Annotated in this window: 18 protein-coding genes and 1 pseudogene; all 19 read left to right on the top strand. The window is 59.0% G+C overall.

The genetic code is table 11. From position 1 onward, the window contains the following. The first annotated feature begins 6 nt into the window (after positions 1–6). Positions 7–1,548, top strand: coding sequence for a F0F1 ATP synthase subunit alpha (gene atpA, locus ACYQ1A_RS12145; RefSeq protein WP_499362333.1), 1,542 nt, complete (start codon positions 7–9; stop codon positions 1,546–1,548). A gap of 27 nt (positions 1,549–1,575) precedes the next feature. Next, positions 1,576–2,445, top strand: coding sequence for a F0F1 ATP synthase subunit gamma (gene atpG / locus ACYQ1A_RS12140; RefSeq protein WP_499362331.1), 870 nt, complete (start codon positions 1,576–1,578; stop codon positions 2,443–2,445). Between the two features lie 40 nt (positions 2,446–2,485). After that, the gene (atpD, locus tag ACYQ1A_RS12135) at positions 2,486–3,865 is read left to right on the top strand and encodes a F0F1 ATP synthase subunit beta (RefSeq protein ID WP_499362329.1); all 1,380 of its coding nucleotides are present in this window, start codon (positions 2,486–2,488) and stop codon (positions 3,863–3,865) included. A gap of 12 nt (positions 3,866–3,877) precedes the next feature. After that, complete coding sequence (locus ACYQ1A_RS12130; RefSeq protein WP_053938449.1) at positions 3,878–4,306, top strand: F0F1 ATP synthase subunit epsilon; 429 nt, start codon at positions 3,878–3,880, stop codon at positions 4,304–4,306. A gap of 119 nt (positions 4,307–4,425) precedes the next feature. Then, entirely contained in the window at positions 4,426–5,799 is a 1,374-nt protein-coding gene (gene glmU / locus ACYQ1A_RS12125; protein WP_499362326.1) for a bifunctional UDP-N-acetylglucosamine diphosphorylase/glucosamine-1-phosphate N-acetyltransferase GlmU, read from the top strand. A gap of 148 nt (positions 5,800–5,947) precedes the next feature. After that, positions 5,948–7,039, top strand: a complete 1,092-nt coding sequence (gene ychF / locus ACYQ1A_RS12120) for a redox-regulated ATPase YchF (RefSeq protein WP_499362324.1) — start codon at positions 5,948–5,950, stop codon at positions 7,037–7,039. A 263-nt stretch (positions 7,040–7,302) separates the two neighbouring features. Further along, positions 7,303–8,319: a tyrosine-type recombinase/integrase gene (locus tag ACYQ1A_RS12115; protein ID WP_499362502.1), complete on the top strand. Its 1,017-nt coding sequence runs from the start codon at positions 7,303–7,305 to the stop codon at positions 8,317–8,319. 150 nt (positions 8,320–8,469) lie between these two features. Then, a complete protein-coding gene (locus ACYQ1A_RS12110; RefSeq protein WP_062220844.1) occupies positions 8,470–8,856 on the top strand; it encodes a hypothetical protein in 387 nt (128 codons plus the stop codon). A gap of 260 nt (positions 8,857–9,116) precedes the next feature. Continuing rightward, positions 9,117–9,299, top strand: coding sequence for a hypothetical protein (locus tag ACYQ1A_RS12105; RefSeq protein ID WP_499362321.1), 183 nt, complete (start codon positions 9,117–9,119; stop codon positions 9,297–9,299). Positions 9,300–9,496: 197 nt separating this feature from the next. Then, positions 9,497–9,607: pseudogene (locus tag ACYQ1A_RS12100) on the top strand (helix-turn-helix transcriptional regulator); the annotation flags it as partial. A gap of 1 nt (position 9,608) precedes the next feature. Further along, complete coding sequence (locus tag ACYQ1A_RS12095; protein ID WP_499362319.1) at positions 9,609–10,232, top strand: hypothetical protein; 624 nt, start codon at positions 9,609–9,611, stop codon at positions 10,230–10,232. A gap of 72 nt (positions 10,233–10,304) precedes the next feature. Next, positions 10,305–11,330: a hypothetical protein gene (locus ACYQ1A_RS12090; RefSeq protein ID WP_499362317.1), complete on the top strand. Its 1,026-nt coding sequence runs from the start codon at positions 10,305–10,307 to the stop codon at positions 11,328–11,330. A gap of 216 nt (positions 11,331–11,546) precedes the next feature. Next, positions 11,547–12,446 (top strand): BrxR family transcriptional regulator, encoded by a 900-nt coding sequence (locus tag ACYQ1A_RS12085; RefSeq protein ID WP_062220859.1) that lies wholly within the window; start codon positions 11,547–11,549, stop codon positions 12,444–12,446. Then, positions 12,443–13,054 carry a DUF1819 family protein gene (locus tag ACYQ1A_RS12080; RefSeq protein ID WP_499362314.1) on the top strand — a complete coding sequence of 204 codons (612 nt, stop codon included), beginning with the start codon at positions 12,443–12,445 and terminating at the stop codon, positions 13,052–13,054. Before ACYQ1A_RS12085 ends, ACYQ1A_RS12080 begins: the two co-directional genes overlap by 4 nt. Continuing rightward, positions 13,051–13,707 carry a DUF1788 domain-containing protein gene (locus tag ACYQ1A_RS12075; protein WP_499362312.1) on the top strand — a complete coding sequence of 219 codons (657 nt, stop codon included), beginning with the start codon at positions 13,051–13,053 and terminating at the stop codon, positions 13,705–13,707. Before ACYQ1A_RS12080 ends, ACYQ1A_RS12075 begins: the two co-directional genes overlap by 4 nt. Positions 13,708–13,718: 11 nt before the next feature. Beyond that, complete coding sequence (gene brxC, locus ACYQ1A_RS12070; protein WP_499362310.1) at positions 13,719–17,279, top strand: BREX system P-loop protein BrxC; 3,561 nt, start codon at positions 13,719–13,721, stop codon at positions 17,277–17,279. 11 nt (positions 17,280–17,290) lie between these two features. Continuing rightward, positions 17,291–18,151, top strand: a complete 861-nt coding sequence (gene dinD, locus ACYQ1A_RS12065) for a DNA damage-inducible protein D (RefSeq protein WP_499362308.1) — start codon at positions 17,291–17,293, stop codon at positions 18,149–18,151. Continuing rightward, entirely contained in the window at positions 18,152–19,960 is a 1,809-nt protein-coding gene (gene pglX / locus ACYQ1A_RS12060; RefSeq protein ID WP_499362306.1) for a BREX-1 system adenine-specific DNA-methyltransferase PglX, read from the top strand. Next, positions 19,957–20,393, top strand: a 437-nt coding sequence (locus ACYQ1A_RS12055) for an AAA family ATPase (protein WP_499362304.1), incomplete at its 3' end; no start/stop codon positions are given. The genes pglX and ACYQ1A_RS12055, both read left to right, overlap by 4 nt.

The raw sequence follows: 20,393 nt of genomic DNA, 5'->3' as shown, positions 1-20,393 counted from the left end.
TTTTTAATGCAACTCAATCCGTCTGAAATCAGTGAACTGATCAAGGCCCGGATCCAGAACCTGTCCGCGGGCGCCCAAAGCGCCAACGTTGGCACGGTTGTGTCGGTCACCGACGGTATCGTCCGCATTCACGGCTTGTCCGAAGTAATGCAGGGCGAAATGCTGGAATTCCCGGGTAACACGTTTGGCCTGGCACTGAACCTGGAGCGTGACTCCGTCGGTGCCGTGGTGATGGGTGAATACACCCACATCGCCGAAGGCGACGAAGTCAAATGTACCGGTCGTATTCTTGAAGTACCGGTCGGTCCGGAACTGGTTGGCCGCGTGGTCAACTCGCTGGGCCAACCGATTGACGGCAAGGGCCCGATCAACGCCAAGCTGTCCAGCCCGATCGAAAAGATCGCGCCGGGCGTGATTGCGCGTAAGTCGGTTGACCAGCCGTTGCAAACCGGCCTGAAAGCCATCGACACCATGGTGCCGATCGGCCGTGGTCAGCGCGAGCTGATCATTGGTGACCGCCAGACCGGCAAGACTGCCGTTGCCCTGGACGCCATCATCAACCAGAAAGGCACGGGCGTTACGTGTATCTATGTTGCTATCGGCCAGAAAGCCTCGTCGATTGCCAACGTGGTGCGCAAGCTCGAAGAACACGGCGCAATGGGCCACACCATTGTGGTTGCCGCCGCTGCTTCTGAATCGGCCGCGCTGCAATACATTGCTGCATACGCCGGTTGCGCCATGGGCGAATACTTCCGCGACCGCGGTGAAGACGCACTGATCGTTTATGACGATCTGTCCAAGCAAGCTGTGGCTTATCGCCAGATCTCGCTGCTGCTGCGTCGTCCGCCGGGCCGTGAAGCTTACCCGGGTGACGTGTTCTATCTGCACTCGCGTCTGCTTGAGCGTGCTGCGCGTATCAACGCCGAAGAAGTTGAAAAACTCACCAACGGCGAAGTGAAAGGCAAGACCGGTTCGCTGACCGCCCTGCCTATCATCGAAACGCAAGCAGGCGACGTTTCCGCCTTCGTTCCGACCAACGTGATCTCGATCACCGATGGCCAGATCTTCCTGGAAACCGACTTGTTCAACGCCGGTATCCGCCCCGCCATGAACGCTGGTATTTCGGTATCGCGCGTTGGTGGTGCTGCGCAGACCAAGGTCGTGAAGAAGCTCGGCGGCGGTGTACGTCTGGCGCTGGCTCAGTATCGTGAACTGGCTGCGTTTGCGCAGTTTGCTTCCGATCTGGACGAAGCCACCCGTAAACAGCTCGAGCGCGGCAAGATGGTTACCGAACTGATGAAGCAGGCTCAATACAGCCCGCTGTCGGTCGGTGAACTGGGTATCACGCTGCTGCTGATCGCCAAGGGTTCGTTCGATGACGTGCCGGTTGAACGTGCACTGTCGTTCGAAAACGGCTTCCGTGCTTACGTCAAGGCTAACCACGCCGACGTACTCGGCCGTATCGAAGCCAAGGGCGAACTGGCGGGCGATGATGAAGCCACGCTGCTGAAGGCTGTTGCTTCGTTCAAAGCCTCCGGCGCTTATTGATTCGGTCACTGGATAAGGAACTGAATCATGGCAGGCGGTAAAGAGATCCGTACCAAGATCAAAAGCGTAAAAAACACGCAGAAGATCACCCGCGCCATGGAAATGGTTGCGACGTCCAAGATGCGTAAGGCTCAGGAGCGCATGCGCGCTGCCCGTCCTTATGGCGAAAAGATCCGTGCTGTTGCCAGCCACCTTTCGCAAGCATTTGTGGACTATCCGCATCCGTACCTCCAGAAGCGCGATAGCGTTAAACGGGTTGGCCTGATCGTGGTTACGTCGGACAAGGGTCTGTGCGGGGGTCTTAACACCAACGCACTGCGCCTTGCCGTCAACAAGATGAAGGAATATAGCCAGAATGGCGCTGAAATCGCGGTTACCACCATTGGTAACAAGGGTTTCAGCTTCATGGGCCGCAATGGCGCCCGGGTTATTTCATCCGCAGTGGGTCTGGGCGATACGCCCCACCTGGAAGCTCTGGTCGGTCCGATCAAAGTGATGGTGGACGCGTACATCGCCGGCGAAGTGGATGAAGTCCAGCTGGTCTATACGAAGTTCATCAACACCATGAAGCAAGAGCCCACGGTAGAGCAGTTGCTGCCGTTGTCCGGTGAAGACTTCAAAGGTCCGGACCACGACTACAACTGGGAATACCTGTTCGAGCCGGATGCCAAGACCGTCATTGACGACCTGATGAGCCGCTACATTGAAGCGTTGATTTATCAGGCCGTGGCGGAAAACATGGCATCCGAACAGGCTGCACGCATGGTGGCCATGAAGGCTGCAACCGACAACGCCGACAAGGTGATCGGCAACCTGCAACTGCTGTACAACAAAACCCGTCAAGCTGCGATTACGAAAGAACTTTCGGAAATCGTATCCGGCGCGGCAGCAGTTTAAGCAGGCGGCCCAACTGTATAGAGAAGATTAGGAACCTACGATGAGCCAAGGCAAAATTGTGCAAATCATTGGTCCGGTTGTGGACGTGGAATTTCCGCGTGACAACCTGCCCAAGGTGTATGACGCGCTCAAGCTGGCCGACCAGGAACTGACGCTGGAAGTCCAGCAGCAGCTGGGCGACGGCGTTGTTCGTGCAATCGCCATGGGTACGACCGATGGTCTGAAGCGCGGTCTGTTAGTGAACAATACGCACCTGCCGATTTCGGTACCGGTGGGTAATGCCACGCTGGGCCGTATCATGGACGTGCTGGGCAATCCGATTGACGAAGCTGGCCCGGTTGAAACCGAAGTCCGCCGCGCCATTCACCAGACCGCTCCGAAGTTTGACGAACTGAACCAGTCTATCGACCTGCTGGAAACCGGTATCAAGGTTATTGACTTGATTTGCCCGTTTGCCAAAGGCGGTAAAGTAGGTCTGTTCGGCGGCGCCGGTGTGGGCAAGACCGTTAACATGATGGAACTGATCAACAACATCGCCAAGGCACACTCGGGCTTGTCCGTGTTTGCTGGTGTTGGTGAGCGTACCCGTGAAGGCAACGACTTCTACCACGAAATGAAGGACTCCAACGTCCTGGATAAAGTGGCGATGGTGTACGGCCAGATGAACGAGCCGCCGGGTAACCGTCTGCGCGTGGCACTGACCGGTCTGACCATTGCGGAAGCGTTCCGTGACGAAGGCCGTGACATCCTGTTCTTTGTGGATAACATCTACCGCTACACCCTGGCCGGTACCGAAGTTTCGGCACTGCTGGGTCGTATGCCTTCGGCCGTGGGCTATCAGCCGACGCTGGCTGAAGAAATGGGTGTTCTGCAAGAACGGATTACCTCGACCAAGACCGGTTCGATCACCTCGATCCAGGCCGTTTACGTGCCTGCGGATGACTTGACCGATCCGTCGCCGGCAACCACGTTTGCCCACTTGGACGCTACCGTCGTTCTGAGCCGTGACATCGCTTCGCTGGGTATCTACCCGGCAGTTGATCCGCTGGGCTCCACCAGCCGTCAGCTCGACCCGCAAGTGGTGGGCGATGAGCACTACACGGTTGCCCGTGGCGTGCAGCAAACCCTGCAAAAATACAAAGAACTGCAAGACATCATCGCAATTCTGGGTATGGACGAACTGTCGCCGGAAGACAAACTGGCCGTGTCGCGTGCACGGAAAATCCAGCGCTTCTTGTCGCAGCCGTTCCACGTTGCAGAAGTGTTTACCGGCTCGCCGGGCAAGTATGTGCCGCTGAAGGAAACCCTCAAGGGCTTCAAGGGCATTCTGAACGGTGATTACGACCACCTCCCCGAGCAAGCCTTCTACATGGTTGGCGGCATCGAGGAAGCGCTCGAAAAAGCCAAGACCCTGCAATAAGGAGCTGAGGCAATGGCGATGACTATGCATGTCGACGTGGTAAGCGCTGAAGCGCTGATCTTCTCCGGTAACGCCGAATTCTTTACGGCACCGGCAGAAGGTGGCGAAGTCGGTATTTATCCGCGTCACGCGCCGTTGCTGACCCGCATCCGCCCTGGCGCCGTACGCATCAAGCTGGCAAACTCGAACGAACCGGATGTCATCCTGTACGTTTCGGGCGGTCTGCTTGAAGTACAACCGGACGGGATTACCGTTCTGGCTGACACGGCCATTCGTGGTGCGGACATCGACGAAGCCAAGGCCCGCGAAGCCAAAGCCAAGGCAGAAGAAGCCTTGAAGAACCGCAAGACCCAGATGGATTACGCCATGGCGCAAGCCGAACTGGTCGAAGCGGTGGCCAAGCTCGCAGTAATCGAAAAACTCAGAAAGCGCGGCCACTAAGCCTGCGCAATCCGGGACCCCAAAAGGCAGCGTGCAAACGCTGCCTTTTTTATTGCCCGTCGCCGCCGCTGCGCCGGGCGGGTAAAATGCCCGGCTACGCTCAGTTAACCGGATTACCCATGTCTCGTCTCGATGTCGTCATCCTTGCCGCCGGGCAAGGCAAACGTATGTATTCCAGCCTGCCCAAAGTGCTGCATCCGCTGGCGGGCAAGCCCTTGCTGCAACATGTGCTCGATACTTCCCGAGCGATGAGCCCGGCTCGTACCATCGTCGTGTACGGCCATGGTGGCGAGCAGGTGCAGGCCGCGCTGGCGAGCCAGGCGGATCTGGGCTGGGCGCATCAGGCGCAACAACTGGGCACTGGTCACGCGCTGGCGCAGGCGCTGCCGCAACTGCAGGGCGACATCACGCTGATGCTGTACGGCGACGTGCCGCTAACGCGTATCGATACCTTGAAACAACTGCTGTCCGCAGCCGAAGGCGGCAAGCTGGGTATCCTGACCGTTACGCTGGCCAACCCCACCGGCTATGGCCGCATCGTGCGCAACGCCGAAAACCAGGTGCAAAGCATCGTCGAGCAAAAGGACGCCAGCCCTGCGCAGGCCGCCATCCAGGAAATCAACACCGGCATCCTCGCCCTGCCGACGGCCAGGCTGGCGCAGTGGCTGTCCGAACTCAAAAACGACAACGCCCAGGGCGAGTATTACGCCACCGACCTGATCGCCTTGGCTGTGCGCGATGGTGTGCCGGTAGTGACCACGCAGCCCGCCTTTGCGTGGGAAGCCGAGGGCATCAATAACAAACTGCAACTGGCGCAGCTGGAACGCATCCACCAGTTGAATCAGGCCAACGATTTGCTGCTGGCAGGCGTTACGCTGGCAGACCCGGCACGTATCGACGTACGCGGCACGCTGCAGCATGGCAAAGACGTCAGCATCGACATCAACTGCATTTTTGAAGGCGAGGTCAGCCTGGGCGACAACGTCACCATTGGCGCGCACTGTTTTCTGCGCAATGTGAAGATTGGCGCCGGCGTCACCATCCAGCCCTACAGCCATCTGCAAGATGCGGAAGTGGGTGCTGCCGCACAGATCGGCCCCTACGCCCGTTTGCGCCCGGGTGCGGTGCTGGCCGCGGAGGTGCATATCGGCAACTTTGTGGAAGTGAAGAACTCGTCCATCGGCGTGGGCAGCAAGGTCAATCATCTGTCGTATATCGGCGATGCCGAAATCGGCACGCAAACCAATATCGGCGCGGGCACCATCACGTGTAATTACGACGGGGTGAACAAGCACAAAACCATCATCGGCAACGAAGTGCGCATAGGCTCCAACGCCAGCCTGGTCGCGCCCGTGACCATCGGCGACCGGGCGACCACCGGTGCCGGTTCGGTGATCAGCAAGAACGCGCCCGCCGGAGAACTGACCATCGCGCGCGCCCGCCAAGTGACCGTGCCTGGCTGGCAGCGCCCGGAAAAACCCGCCAAAAAATAAGCACATGGCGCGTGTTACAATCACGCCCAACTGCTCCGCCCCATCTTATCCACAGCTCTTTGCTGTGGATAAGCCATTGCGGCGCACAACCATTGACCGGCGCGCTGGCCTAGTTCGGCGCCGCCCAGCAACCTGAAGGACGCACCTCATGAGTCTCAAATGCGGCATCGTGGGCTTGCCCAACGTTGGCAAATCCACGCTGTTCAATGCCCTGACCAAAGCCGGCATCGAAGCAGCCAACTACCCGTTCTGCACCATTGAACCTAACGTCGGCATCGTTGAAGTGCCGGATGCGCGTCTGGGCCAGCTGGCGGAAATCATCAAGCCGCAAAAAATCGTGCCGGCCATTGTCGAGTTTGTGGATATCGCCGGCCTGGTCGCTGGCGCCAGCAAGGGCGAAGGCCTGGGCAACCAGTTCCTGGCCAATATTCGCGAGACCGATGCCATCGTCAACGTGGTGCGTTGCTTTGAAAACGACAACATCGTGCACGTGGCTGGCCGCGTCGACCCGATCGACGATATCGCCGTGATCGGCACCGAACTGGCGCTGGCCGATATGGCCACGGTCGAGAAATCGATCCAGCGCGACGGCAAGAAAGCCAAGAGCGGCGACAAAGACGCGCAAAAGCTGGTGGCCGTGCTGGAAAAAATCCTGCCGGTGCTGAACGAAGGCCGCCCGGCCCGTTCGGTAAAACTGAGCGACGAAGAAAAAGCCATCATCAAGCCGTTGTGCCTGCTGACCGCCAAGCCCGCCATGTATGTGGCCAACGTGGCGGAAGACGGCTTCCAGAACAACCCGCTGCTGGACAAGGTCAGCGAATACGCCAAGCTGGAAGGCGCACCGGTGGTGGCAGTGTGTGCCGCCATCGAATCCGAAATCGCTGAATTGCCGGACGAAGACAAAGCCGAGTTCCTGAACGAACTGGGCCTGGAAGAACCGGGCCTTAACCGCCTGATCCGCGCTGGCTTTGATCTGCTGGGCCTGCAAACCTATTTCACCGCCGGCGTAAAAGAAGTGCGCGCCTGGACCATCCACAAAGGCGACACCGCCCCGCAAGCGGCTGGCGTAATCCACACCGACTTCGAACGCGGCTTTATCCGCGCGCAAACCATCGGCTTTGACGACTACATCACCTACAAGGGTGAACAAGGCGCCAAAGAGGCCGGCAAGATGCGTGCGGAAGGTAAGGAGTACGTGGTTAAAGACGGTGACGTGCTGAACTTCTTGTTTAACGTCTGACACCATTTCTGGTGTTTCTTGAGGTTTCATGAAACATCAAAAATGATATAAAAAACACTTTAAAGCCGCGCACTTGCGCGGCTTTTTTGTTTCTTTGTGTTGCTTGGTGTTTAGGAGGTTTCACCAATAATCTGAGTATATTGGTGAGTATGGTCGATTGAGGTTGGATGAATAAGTGAGTGCAGTGAACTGATCCTGTGTTCACTGAGGGAGAAGCCCATGCTCACCGATGCGCACTGCCGTAACGCAAACCGAAAGACAGGCTGTATCGCCTGAACGACTTCCGGGGGCTGTATCTGGAGGTGAAGCTTTCAGGGGTGAAGGCATGGCGCTATCGCTTCACCCTGGGCGGGAAGGCGAGCATGTATGCACTGGGCGAATATCCCAGTGTCACCCTTGCCGAGGCGCGTGAGCGTAGCGAGGCTGCCCGCAAGCTGGTCAAGCAGAGCATCAACCCGGCGCAACAGCGCCAGCTTGACCGTATCAGACAAGCCCATGAAGCCAACAATACCTTTGAAGTGGTTGCCAGGGAGTGGCTGCAAACCAAGGACTGGGAGGATGTCACCAAGGATCGCCGTCTGGACATGCTCGAACGCGTCGTCTTCCCCGCCATCGGAAAGATGCCCGTTCGCGATGTCACACCGGCGCATTTACTCGACATCCTGCAAAAAACCTTCAAACGCGGCGCACCAACTGTAGCTGCTGAGGCCCGGCGCACCATGTCCGCAGTCTTCGAGTTCGCCGTGGCTACCCTCCACGCGGATGGTGATCCGGTCTGGCCTGTCCGTAAGGCGCTACCTGCCAATAAAACCCAGAACAAAACAGCCTTGTCTACCGGGCAGATTGGCAAACTGCTGGTGGATTTCGACAATCATCGAGGTACATTTCAAACTAACTACTGCATGCAACTGATGTGGTGGACGCTTGCTCGCCCCAGTGAAGTCGCCGAAGCGGAGTGGAGCGAATTTGATCTGGATGCCGCCATCTGGCGTATTCCGGCCGCTCGGATGAAGGCACGCAAGGACGACGTCGTACCGCTGCCACGGCAAGCGGTTGAAATGCTCAAGGGGCTACAGGGGGTGACCGGCAATCGGAAACACCTCTTTCCTGGGCGCGATGATCGCAACGGGCCGATGTCGGTTGCATCGTTACGCCAAGCGCTGAACGCCCTAGGTTGGGGCGGCACCTACAGCCCTCACGCCACTCGCACCACCGGCAGCACGCGTTTGAACGATGGGCTACCGGCCCGATGCGATCGAGGCCCAGCTGGTGCACGCTGATCAGAACAATGTGCGCCGGACATACAACCATGCGACCTACTTCGATGAGCGCAAGGTCCATGATGCAGGATTGGGCAGATCACCTTGAAAGCTGGAGGGTCGCCGTCCATGAACAGAAATAAAGTCTCTGCCTCGTGTCACGAGGCGGCCATGCTCACGCCCCTGGGGCGGCTGATCGAGCGGCATTTCCCTAAACTGAACCACCCCGAGCCCCATGACGAGGCAGCGCGACGCAGGGCCTTCACGGAGGCGGTAACCGCCGTGGCCCAGCGCTACGCGAGTCTGAGACAGCAAGCCCGAGACGCCGAACACAGCCGAAAGCGCTTCGAAACAATTGCCCTCGCGGCACAACAACTCCGCTTCGCCATGGAGGGGCTGGGTCAAAGCGAACTGAACAAGCTGGAGGCCGGGCAATCAGCTACCTACCATGCCTACGTGGGCGAATTGGACGAACACCAGGCATACGACCTTGGCACGCGGCATGAGCTGTCTGACGAACCCTTTGGTCCCCGGCCCGCTGGCCGCATGCTGCACTAGCAGGACCTGCGCTGGCTGGGCAAGGCGCCAAGGATCTGTGCGCGCCACGCAGGCGAGGCCGTCCTGAGAATGTCGCCGAGCGCTGGGCGGCACGCCAGTTCGTTGTCCTCTGTCACAAGCATGGTTGGACACCCGTGCGGGTGGCTCACAGCGGGTCAGAGACGCAGCAAGCTGACCCACAACCCTCCGATGCTGTGATGTGTCTCGCGGCCATCTTGGTCGCCGGAGGAGAGAGCGAAGTACGTGCCAAGAGCGCCGCCATGTCGGCGCTAAAGCCGCTACGAAGTCGGTTCACTCATCTGGAATGGCCCGACTGCTCACCAGACGATCCGCACAGCGACTACGTGGAACCGACCGAGTACTCCGTCAGCCTGAAAGAGCTGATCGCTGATCGCCACAACGGCACCGGTGACCTCCCCGACTTCCACCCCAGGAGCGACTAAGCCCCAGCCAATAAATTTGCCACCATCGCAGCATTTGATGTCCGTGCATCGCACCATACTGACGCGCAGCATCCCCGGTGTTTTCACGATGTTTCGAGGAGCACCACATGCTGCGCGTTATCCGCATTCAAGACGTCTGCGACAAGATCGCCCTGAGCCGTACCTCGCTGTGGCGGCTGTGAAAAACCACTGACTTCCCCCGCCCCATCCAGTTAGGCGGCCGCGTGGCCGGTTTTCTGGAGCACGAGATCGACGCCTGGCTGGAGCAACAAGCTGCTCAGCGTGGCAATGTGCAAGAGGTGAAATGACATGGGTCGCCAACGCACCGTCAACGACCAGGGGTTCTGGCATAGCCCACTTCTACAGGGCTGCACGACTGAGGACAAGACCACACTGCTGCACCTGTTGACCAGCCCCGTCTCCAACATCATCGGCGCCTACCCGCTGGTACCGAGGATCGCCGCCGCCGAGGTCGGTTGGTCGCAAGACCAGTGGCTGCAGGTCATCGAGCGCCTGCGCGCAGAAGACCTGGTTTGGTTCGAGCCTGTTCGCATGTTCGTCTGGGTTAGGGTCTGGTGGCACCACAATCTGGCCAGCCAGACCCTCGGCCCCAAACTCCGCGCCAGAACCCTCGACAACATCCGGCAACTGCCCGAGCCTTGGCAGGGCCCATTCCTTGACGCCTACAAAGCACGGCTGAGTGAAGAACATCGAACGCTGCTGGACTCCCTTCTGGCCGGCCACTTAACAGCTGAAGTGTCATCCGTACCATATGGATACGGTATCGATGACTCATCCGACTTTTCCCGTCATAACACCAACAATAAAACCAACTCTAAGGTAACTCGAACTCCAGACGCGCCGGCACGGTCGCCTGTGGATAAGTTGGGCATCCCGGCGAGCTGCTTGGCGCAAGTGGAGGCAGCTGCTTAGAGCCCTCCGACAAGGAACGCTGCGGGAGGTTTCAGCTGCCATTTTCGAAGACCTCGCCAAAGGCGCGTGGCTGTGAGCCCCAACGCCGACCGCCTGAACGACATTGCCCGCGAATGCTTGGCCATGCTGCCCGCCGCGCTGCCTCAGGCTCCCTCCGCAGGCCGATCCAGCCGTACAGAGGCCGAATACCTGCGCATGGCTCAAGTGCTCCTGGAGCGCGCAAACGGCGCCCCAGGAGCACTGGCAGTGGCGGTGCAGGCTACCCAAAGCCCCAGAACCTTTCACAAGCGCTTGGCAGCCCTGCGTTTCTCCAGCCGGCAACTGGTGCGCGAGCACCTCGATGTACGCTCGGCCTCACAGGAGCTGGACTGGCAAAGCATGGCGGACGTGCTGCCACGGCTCCATGAGCAGCTTCGTGCCTTGATCACCCTAAATGAACATGGAATGACCCAACCCCGGCGTAAGCGCCGCAGCAAGCGCCAAGCACTGAAGAGGTTGCCGCCGAGCTGCGCACGCGGCGCGCCGGGCAAGTACGCCGATGCGCTGCTGGCATCGGCCCTGACCGGCGCGAGACCCGGTGAACTGGTCAAAGGCATCATTGCATGGCTGCGGCGTGATGAGGCGCTCGGTATCGAGACCCTTTGCCTTTATGTGCACGGCATCAAGATCAAGGCGCAACAGGGGCAGCCATACCGATTCATGGCCTACTCAGTAGAAGACACGCATCCGCTGGTGGCGGCGCTGGTAAATCGGCTCAGCGCACAGCCCGACAGAAAGCTGCACATCCATATCGCAAAGGCGGGCAACTTTACGGCGGAGATTCAACGCCTTGCGCGCATGCTCTGGCGCAACCATGACCACGCCGTCACCGCTACCTGCTTCCGCCACCAATGGAGTGCGGATGTGAAAGCCGCTGGCGATGCAGACGCTGCCAGCTGGGGTCTGGGGCATCGCAGTTCCAAGACACGGACATTCTACGGAATGGCCAGGCAGGCGCGGAATGGTCATGCACGGCGGCCTGTCCGAATCGAGACGGATTTGCCTCTGAGGGCCGCTCGAACGGTGCACCCCATCCCGAATGGGCCGCGATCGGAATGAGGCAATGGCGCCGGTGATGGGATATGGCGGCAATCATTACCCCCTTTGCAAACCAAGGCCGGACCGTCACCCGCGCACGAGTTCAGCGCACATCGGGTGAAACGATGTAATGGGCATAGAAGCAATTTACCACTATATTCGTATCTTTTTGATGCAATGAAAGATTCATTTGAATAGAATGTCGAGATCTTCCCATCTCGTCGTTACGACCCCACCATGGAAGCTGATCAGACAGCCGAGCTACCCCAATCCCAACGGGACCGGCTCAAGCACATCGAGCTGCGGTTGCGCTTCCTGGGGGAGGTTCGTCGCCCTGACCTGATGCAGCGTTTTGGCATTCAGTCAGCTGCAGCCTCCCGGGACCTCGCGCTCTACAAAGAGCTGGCCCCAGAGAACATTGATTACGAAAGCCGTGGCAAGCGCTACCTCCTGGGGGCCAAGTTCACGCCGCTGTTTGCCGTGCCATCGGCCCAAGTCCTGGGCTGGCTGGCTGAGCAATTGGGCGATGCCACGGCGCCATCGTCTGATGCCCTGCTGCCATGCCTCATGCCTTCCAGGCTCTCTTACCCAGAGCTGGACACCCTGGCCTGCATCACGCGCGCTATGCACATGGGGCAGGTGCTCAGCATCGGTTACCACTCGGTGAGCAGCGGCGAGTCGTCGCGCGACATCGTGCCCTTTGCGCTGCTGGACACGGGGCTTCGATGGCATGTGCGAGCGTTTGATCGCAAGTCACAAACTTTCCGCGACTTTGTCCTGACCCGTGTCAGCAAGCCCACTCCAAAGCTTGGCGACGAGCCAGCACGCCATGAGCTGCCAGAGCAAGACGTTCAATGGACACGCATCGTCGAATTGGATCTGGTACCACACCCGGATCAGCCCCATCCAGAAGTCACGCAGATGGAATACGACATGCCAGACGGTGCGTTACGTCTCAAATTGCGAGCTGCATTGGCTGGCTATGCCCTTCGCAAGTGGAGCGTGGACTGCACACCAGATCACAGCTTGCGCGGACCCGAGTACCGCCTCTGGCTGAAAGACCACCTCGCCTTGTACGGCGTTGAGACGGCTGTATTGGCACCGGGCTATCCCAGCAACAAAGGTAGTGTGACATGACCGAGCGCTACCGACTGTCATTCACGACCGGAGGACTCTTTCTCCCAGAGTCTTCCATGGTTGCTGCTCGCTATTTGCGGCTGGGTGACTGGTCGGCAACGCGCGCTCAACTGCGGGACGAAAACCTCCTCCAGGTACGTACATCAGCTGCGGCAACCCGCATCAGCAAGGAAATCACGGCACGGCTGCAAGAGCTGAATTCGGAAGAGCTTTCGGCGCTGCCGGACTTGAGTCTGCGTGACCAAGCGAACTTGCTCTGGGTAGCCGTCTGTCGGCGCTACCCCTTCATTCGAGAGTTCGCCACAGAGGTAATGCGAGAGCACTTTTTGGTGCTTCGCCGCCGATTGGTGTTCACGGATTTCGACCACTTTCTCAATAGCAAAGCGCTTTGGCATGCCGAGCTTGACGACATCGCCCGATCAACACAGTTGAAGTTGCGGCAGAACCTGTTCCGCATGCTGCGTGAAGCAGATTTCCTCTCGGATCAGTACGAAATTCATCCAGCTCAGCTCAGCCCCTCTCTCGCCCAGCTCCTCGCCCGGCGGGGGCGGCAGGCTTTCATGGTTTTCCCAGCCACTGACAACGACATTCAACGATGGCTTCAATGACCCCGAAGATCAGTCACCAACCACTCGCCAACCGCTTTGAACACTTGATCCGGGTCATCGGCGGTGAACGCTTCTTGCAGATGCGGGGGCTGAACAATGATCTGCCCTTCTACATCTGCGAATTCCGAGCAAACGAAGCCTTCGAGATGCAGCGGATGCAACGCCAGCTCATCAGCTCGCTGGCCAATCTTCAGGTGCCCTGCCTGGGAGGGCGCGGAGTCAATGTGCTGGAGGTCAATCTGTATGACCTCTGTATCGAACTGCTGCAAGCACGAGAGGGCAGCAGCGATGGCGGTCGGCTCTGGGATGAAATCCTGGCGGTCGAGTCGGACGTGGAAAAGGACAACCTGCTCGAATTAATGCAAAACGTCCTTGGCATCGAGGACTACCTGATCCCGGCTATCGGCGAGCGCCTACAACAGACTGAGTTAGACGTGCTGTTCCTTACGGGCATCGGGGAAGTCTTTCCCTACATCCGATCACACAACGTACTCAATAACCTGCAAAGCACTGCAAAGGACAAGCCAACCGTGATGTTCTTTCCTGGTGAGTACAAGCACTCATTGGAGCAAGGGGCATCGCTAGAGCTGTTCGAACGCTTACACGATGATAAGTACTACCGCGCTTTCAACATCTACGAGACCCAGGTTTGAGGAGAGAGTCCATGGAACTCAACCGCATTTTCAAGCAGCCCGTCAGTCGCCCCATAGAAGGCGTCATCAAGGCCGACGACGAGTCGAGCCTGTACGTGGAGCTGAACGAGTACGTGCTGACAGACGAAGTCGCCAAGCGGCTGGAGCACTTCCTGGATGCCTACAACGACTACCACGGTGCGAACGGCGTTTGGGTCTCCGGCTTCTTCGGTTCGGGTAAGTCGCACCTCTTGAAGATGCTGGCTTTGATCATGGAGAACCGCAGCGTCGATGGCAGCACAGCGCTCGACATTTTCTTGCCCAAAATCCCCAAGGAAGACGAGCTGCTGCGCGCAGCCCTGAAGAAGGCGGTGACCATCCCTTCGAAGAGCGTTCTGTTCAACATCGACCAGAAGGCCGACATCATCAGCAAGAGCCAGACCGACGCCCTGCTCTCGGTGTTCGTGAAGGTCTTCAACGAGATGTGCGGCTACTTCGGCAAGCAAGGCTACATCGCCCACTTCGAACGGGATCTCGACAGCCGAAACCAGCTGGAGACCTTTAAGGCCAGCTACCAGCAGCACGCCAACAAGCCCTGGGAGCGCGGCCGAGAGCAAGCATTGCTGGAGTCCGGCAACATCGCCCGTGCCTACGCGGAAATCACGGGCGAAGACCCCGCACTGGCCACAGGCATCCTGGACAAGTACCGCGCGCAGTACAGCGTGTCCATCGAAGACTTCAGCGAGCAGGTGAAGGCATGGCTGAACAAGAAGCCGGCCAATTTCCGCCTCAACTTCTTCGTGGACGAGGTGGGCCAGTACATCGCCGATAACACCAAGCTGATGACCAACCTGCAGACGGTCGCCGAGAGCTTGGCCACCAAGTGCCAAGGCCGTGCCTGGATCATCGTCACCGCCCAAGAGGACATGAACTCAGTCCTGGGTGACATGAACAAGCAGCAAAGCAATGACTTTTCGAAGATCCAAGCGCGCTTTGCCAACCGCCTCAAGCTCACCAGCGCCGACGTGGCCGAGGTAATACAGAAGCGCCTGCTCACCAAGAATGAAGCCGGTACAGCGCTGCTGGCCAGCACGTACGAGCAGCAGTTCAACAACTTCAAGACGCTGTTCGAGTTCGCTGATGGCGGCCAGCAGTATACGAACTTCCGCGATGCGGAGCATTTCACTTACTGCTACCCCTTCGTTCCCTACCAGTTTCCGCTGTTCCAGTCGGCCATTCGAGGCCTCTCGCAGCACAATGGCTTTGAGGGCAAGGCTAACTCCGTCGGTGAGCGCTCCATGCTCGGCGTGTTCCGCGATGTGGCCATTGCCATTGACCACGAGCCGGTCGGTCAGTTGGCAACTTTCGACCGCATGTTCGAAGGCATCCGTGGCGCACTCAAAAGTGCCATTCAGAGCGCCATCAACAATGCCGAGCGCCACCTGGGTGACCCCTATGCCGTGCGCGTGCTCAAGGCGCTTTTCCTGGTCAAGTACGTCAAGGAGTTCAAGGCCACGCTGCGCAACCTCAGCGTGCTGATGCTGGAGCGCTTTGGCGACGACCTACCTGCGCAACGCAAGCGGCTTGAAGCGGCGCTCAACCTGCTGGAGCAGCAGACCTACATCCAGCGCAATGGTGATGTCTACGAGTACTTGACCGACGAAGAAAAAGACGTTGAAGAGGAGATCAAGAACACCGAAGTCGAAACAACCGACATCCTCAAGGAGCTGGAAACTCTGCTTTTTGATGGCGTCATCAAGCAGCGCAAGATCCGCCACAGCAACGGCCAGGACTACGCCTATACCCGCAAGATGGATGACCGTGCGCTGAGCCGTGAGCACGAACTGGCCATCCACATCATCACGCCGGTCTCGGACAACTTCGACAACATCACCCTGCAGCGCATGCAGAGCATGGGGCGTGATGAGTTGCGTGTCGTGTTGCCAGCCGACGTGCGCTTCATGCAAGACCTGACGATGTACAAGCGAACCGAGAAGTACATCCGCCAGAACAGCAATACCACGCAAGAAGCAGTCAAGCGCATTCTGGATGCCAAAGGTTTCCAGAACACTGAACGCTTGAATGATTTGCAAGTGCGTGCCCGCAACCTGCTGGGCAAAGCTACGCTCATCATCAATGCAGCGGATGTGGATGTCAGTACCGAAGATGGCCAGACCCGGGTGCTCAAAGGCTTTGAGCATCTGCTGCAAACCACCTACCCCAACCTACGCATGCTGCGCGATGTGCCGTTCAACGAGGCAGACATCGGCAAGCACCTGCGCATGGTGGAAGACGGGCTGCTCGCCAACGATGCCGCCAGCCTCACCGAGCCCGAACAAGAACTGCTGGCCTTCATTCAGGGCAACGCTCGGGGCGGTGTGCGCACCACGGTCAAGAGCCTGATCGAGCGTTTTGAGCGCAAGAACTATGGCTGGTACTACGCCGCCATCCTTTGCAACCTGGCCCTGTTGTGCGCACGAGGCAAGGTCGAGGTGCGGCAGGACAGCAACTCGCTGGATCGCGATGCCCTGGAGCGTAGCTTGCGCAACACCAATGCCCACGCGTCTTTGGTGCTGGAACCCCAGGTGGAATTCAGCGCCTCGCAGGTGCGGGCACTGAAGGACTTCTTCGCCGACTTCTTCGACAAGCCGGCCAGCAGCAACGAGGCACGGGCACTTGCGCGCGAGACCATCGACGCGCTGAAGGATTTGGAGATCGAACTGGCTACCCTCCATGGACAGAAGGCGCAGCTGCCGTTCCTGAGCGTGCTCACGCCGGTACTGGCCACCCTGAAGGATGTCGCCAGCAAGAACCCCAATTGGTTCCTGACCGACCTGGCCCGCGCCGAAGACGCGCTGCTCGACACCAAGGAGAACATCCTTGATCCGCTGCGTCGTTTCATGAACAGCCCGCAGCGCGCCATCTTCGAGCAAGCACAGGCGTTGGTGGCCGAGCAAGAAGACAACTTCGCCTATGTTGGTGCGGCAGAAGTTGAGGCCGTTGGCGGCCTTCTGACCGACAGCAAACCCTGGCAAGGCAACCGGCTGCAGCAGATCAAGCCGCAGCTGGATGCGCTGGAGCAAGCCATTGCACAACAGCTGGCCAGTGAACGGGATGCCGCTGCCCACCGCCTGGCGGAGCTGGAACAACGGCTGCGTTCCACCGACGAATTTGGTCAGATCGAGCCCGCGCGTCAGTCGCAGCTGACAGCACCTTTCGCGGATGCCCGCCACGCGCTGCAGAGCCAAAAGCGCATCGCCATGATTCGTGACCAACTGCGGCAGTTTGAGGAATCCCGCTTCTCGCAGCTGTTGGTGCAACTGGAACAGTGGGCCAAACCCGCATCACCTGCGCCCACGCCAGCAGCGACGCCTGCCCCAAGTGCACCGACGGCAGGCGACGATGTGCGGCCGAGTGTTACGCCCGCGCCAACGCCAGCCTCACCGGAGCCCAAGCTGGTGCCTGCCCGCACCATCAAGGTCAGTTATGCCAAGCCTTGGCTGACCAGCGAGGCCGAACTTGACGACTACCTGCACAAACAGCGCGAAGCTTGGCTGAAGGAAATCCAAGCCGGCAACCGTGTGCAGATCTGAGGGGCGAGCGCATGACGAGCCACTTCATTCAGTCGATGCAGAACCAACTGGACACACTGGTTCAATCGACTCCCGAAGACAACGTGGAGTTCTGGTACGCCCGCGATTTGCAGGTGCCGCTGGGGTATGCACGCTGGGAGAACTTCATGACTGCCATCGGGCGGGCCATGGAGTCATGCGAGTCCACGGGCTATCAGCCGGATGATCATTTTCGTGGCGTCACGAAAATGATCGAGATCGGTAAAGGGGGCATGCGTGAAGTAGATGACTTCATGCTCACCCGCTACGCTTGCTACCTGATCGCCATGAATGGTGACCCGCGCAAGGAGCCGATTGCCTTCGCCCAAAGCTACTTTGCCACCCAGACGCGCAAGCAGGAGATCATCGAAGAGCGCATGCGCTTGCAGGCTCGGCTTGATGCCCACGACCGCTTGCGTGAGTCGGAAAAGGCGCTGTCGCAGAAAATCTATGAACGGGGTGTAGACGATGCGGGTTTCGGCCGTATCCGCTCTAGGGGCGACACCGCTTTGTTTGGTGGCAATACCACGCAAAAGATGAAAGATAAGCTGGGCATTGCCTCATCGCGACCACTGGCTGACTTCCTGCCGACCCTCACCATCGCGGCCAAAAAACTGGCCACCGAGATGACCAATCACAATGTGCGCCAAGATGACCTGCAAGGCGAATTGGCCATCACCAGCGAGCATGTGCAGAACAACCTCAGCGTGAGGGACATGCTTGGGCAGCGCGGCATCCAACCTGAGCGGCTACCCGCAGAAGAAGACATTAAAAAGCTGGAGCGGCGCGTCAAGTCCGATGCCAAGAAGCTGGAAAAGCAATCCGGCAAGCTGCCCAAGCCAGGAAAAGACTGAATGGACACCAGCAAACTCAAGAAATTCGCCCAGTTCGCCCGTCGTACCCTAGGCGAGCAGGTTAGCGCCAAACTGGCCTTGGTGCTGTCTGATGGCAGTGCCGCACGCCGCGAGAGCGCAGCAGTCGTCAAGAAGCTGGAAGACGCCATCAAGAGCTACGGCAAGGAACAGGTCATCGAGCGAGTGGCCTACACCTGGTTCAACCGTTTCTGCGCGCTGCGCTTCATGGACGTGAACCGCTACACGCGCATCAGCATCATCTCCCCGGCCGAAGGTCAGTTCCAGCCGGAGATCCTGCTGGAAGCCAAGATGGGCCACATGGACGAAGAGATGGTGCCGGCCAAGACGCAGCAGCTCGTTGCCGATCTGCTGGCGGGCAAGAGCCCCAGCCACGATCCGCAAGGCGAGGCGTACCGCCTGCTGGTGGTCGCCGCGTGCAACGCCTGGCACCAGGCTATGCCCTTCCTGTTCGAGCGCATCGACGACTACACCGAGTTGCTGATGCCCGACGACCTGCTCTCGGGCAACTCCATCCTGGCCTACACCCGCGAGACCATGACGCCCGAGGCCTGCGAAAGCGTGGAAGTCATCGGCTGGCTGTACCAGTTCTACATCTCCGAGAAAAAGGATGCCGTCTTTGAAGGGCTGAAGAAGAACCAGAAGATCACCCCCGAGAACATCCCGGCCGCTACCCAGCTGTTCACCCCACATTGGATCGTGCGCTACCTGGTGGACAACTCGCTCGGCCGGCTGTGGCTGCTCAACCGCCCCAACTCTAAGTTGGCCGAGCAGATGGCCTACTACATCCCGCCCGAAAAGCCGGAAACCGACTTCCTGCGCATTAAGGGGCCCGAAGAAATCAAGGTCTGTGACCCCGCCTGCGGCTCCGGCCACATGCTCACTTACGCCTTCGACCTGCTGTATGCGATCTACGAAGAGGAGGGCTACGACGCGGCCGAGATCCCGGAAAAGATCCTGACACACAACCTGTACGGCATTGAGCTCGACGAACGCGCCGGCGAGCTGGCCGCATTCGCATTGACCATGAAGGCCCGCTCTCGCCAGCGCCGTTTCTTCAACAAACGCATCAGGCCAAATATCACGGTGCTGGAGAAGGTGAGTTTCAGCCACGAAGAGCTGGACGAGTACATGGGCCACGTGGGCCGTGACCTGTTTACTTATGGTCTTCGCGAAACGCTGCAGCAGTTCAGCGAAGCCGACAACTTCGGCTCGCTGATCGTGCCCAAGGTCGGCAACGTGGCCGACGTGTTGGCCACGCTCGAAGCCAAGGACATGGCCGGCAACCTCTTCCTGGCAGAGACCCATCAGCGCGTGCTCAACGTGCTACGCATGGCCGAAGCCTTGGGCCCGCGCTATGCCGTGGTGGTGGCGAACCCGCCCTACATGGGCGGCAAAGGGATGAACGGGCGGCTGAGCGCTTGGGCCAAGGAGAACTACCCCAACAGCAAGTCCGACCTGTTTGCGATGTTCATCGAGCGCAATCTGGATCTGACGTTGAAGGGTGGAGCAGTTACCATGATCACCATGCAGAGCTGGATGTTCCTGTCGTCGTTCGAGGCATTGCGCAGTCGCATCCTGAACCAGCACACCATTCTCTCGATGGCTCACCTGGGCGCGCGGGCCTTCGACAGCATCGGCGGTGAAGTGGTGTCCACGACCGCCTTTGTGTTGGAGAACACGCACAAGCCGGAGTACCGAGGAGCGTATCTGCGCTTGGTGGATGGCAACTCGGAAGCGGAAAAGATGGAGATGATGGTCAAGGCCATCGCTCAAGGCAGCGCGGCATGATCACCCAACTGCAGCTTAAGAACTTCACCGCCTTCACTGAGTTGTCCATCGACTTCTCTCCTGGCATCAACATCGTCATTGGTGAGAACGGCACCGGCAAGACCCAACTACTCAAGGCGGTACTGGCACTAAGCGGACCAGAAGCCCGAGGGGAGCTGGCGGATGAGAGCTTGACCCGCAAGCTGTGCCGCCTATATCAGCCACTCATCGGAAAAGTGGGCGAACTACGGCGTGCCGGCACGCGAGGTGATGCGCAGCTTGGCGCGACCTTCGCATCCGGGCAAACCTTCACTGTGAAATTCAACGGTAGCGCTGATGCAGTGAAGTTCACGCAGCACACAGCTGGCGAGGTACTTCCCGCCATCTTCATCCCGACCAAGGAGGTGCTGTCGCTGGTGCGCGGCCTAACGGCCGAGCAGCCAGACCTGCCCAC

The sequence above is a fragment of the Silvimonas sp. JCM 19000 genome, assembly GCF_054652575.1.
Note: the sequence above shows the minus strand (reverse complement) of the source record. Positions and strands in the feature narration are given on the sequence as shown.

What these genes read in the sequence shown, in the direction of transcription:
- atpA (WP_499362333.1), top strand. Translation starts at nt 7, where the DNA reads ATGCAACTCAATCCGTCTGAAATCAGTGAACTGATCAAGGCCCGGATC.
- atpG (WP_499362331.1), top strand. Translation starts at nt 1,576, where the DNA reads ATGGCAGGCGGTAAAGAGATCCGTACCAAGATCAAAAGCGTAAAAAAC.
- atpD (WP_499362329.1), top strand. Translation starts at nt 2,486, where the DNA reads ATGAGCCAAGGCAAAATTGTGCAAATCATTGGTCCGGTTGTGGACGTG.
- ACYQ1A_RS12130 (WP_053938449.1), top strand. Translation starts at nt 3,878, where the DNA reads ATGGCGATGACTATGCATGTCGACGTGGTAAGCGCTGAAGCGCTGATC.
- glmU (WP_499362326.1), top strand. Translation starts at nt 4,426, where the DNA reads ATGTCTCGTCTCGATGTCGTCATCCTTGCCGCCGGGCAAGGCAAACGT.
- ychF (WP_499362324.1), top strand. Translation starts at nt 5,948, where the DNA reads ATGAGTCTCAAATGCGGCATCGTGGGCTTGCCCAACGTTGGCAAATCC.
- ACYQ1A_RS12110 (WP_062220844.1), top strand. Translation starts at nt 8,470, where the DNA reads ATGCTCACGCCCCTGGGGCGGCTGATCGAGCGGCATTTCCCTAAACTG.
- ACYQ1A_RS12105 (WP_499362321.1), top strand. Translation starts at nt 9,117, where the DNA reads ATGTCGGCGCTAAAGCCGCTACGAAGTCGGTTCACTCATCTGGAATGG.
- ACYQ1A_RS12095 (WP_499362319.1), top strand. Translation starts at nt 9,609, where the DNA reads ATGGGTCGCCAACGCACCGTCAACGACCAGGGGTTCTGGCATAGCCCA.
- ACYQ1A_RS12085 (WP_062220859.1), top strand. Translation starts at nt 11,547, where the DNA reads ATGGAAGCTGATCAGACAGCCGAGCTACCCCAATCCCAACGGGACCGG.
- ACYQ1A_RS12080 (WP_499362314.1), top strand. Translation starts at nt 12,443, where the DNA reads ATGACCGAGCGCTACCGACTGTCATTCACGACCGGAGGACTCTTTCTC.
- ACYQ1A_RS12075 (WP_499362312.1), top strand. Translation starts at nt 13,051, where the DNA reads ATGACCCCGAAGATCAGTCACCAACCACTCGCCAACCGCTTTGAACAC.
- brxC (WP_499362310.1), top strand. Translation starts at nt 13,719, where the DNA reads ATGGAACTCAACCGCATTTTCAAGCAGCCCGTCAGTCGCCCCATAGAA.
- dinD (WP_499362308.1), top strand. Translation starts at nt 17,291, where the DNA reads ATGACGAGCCACTTCATTCAGTCGATGCAGAACCAACTGGACACACTG.
- pglX (WP_499362306.1), top strand. Translation starts at nt 18,152, where the DNA reads ATGGACACCAGCAAACTCAAGAAATTCGCCCAGTTCGCCCGTCGTACC.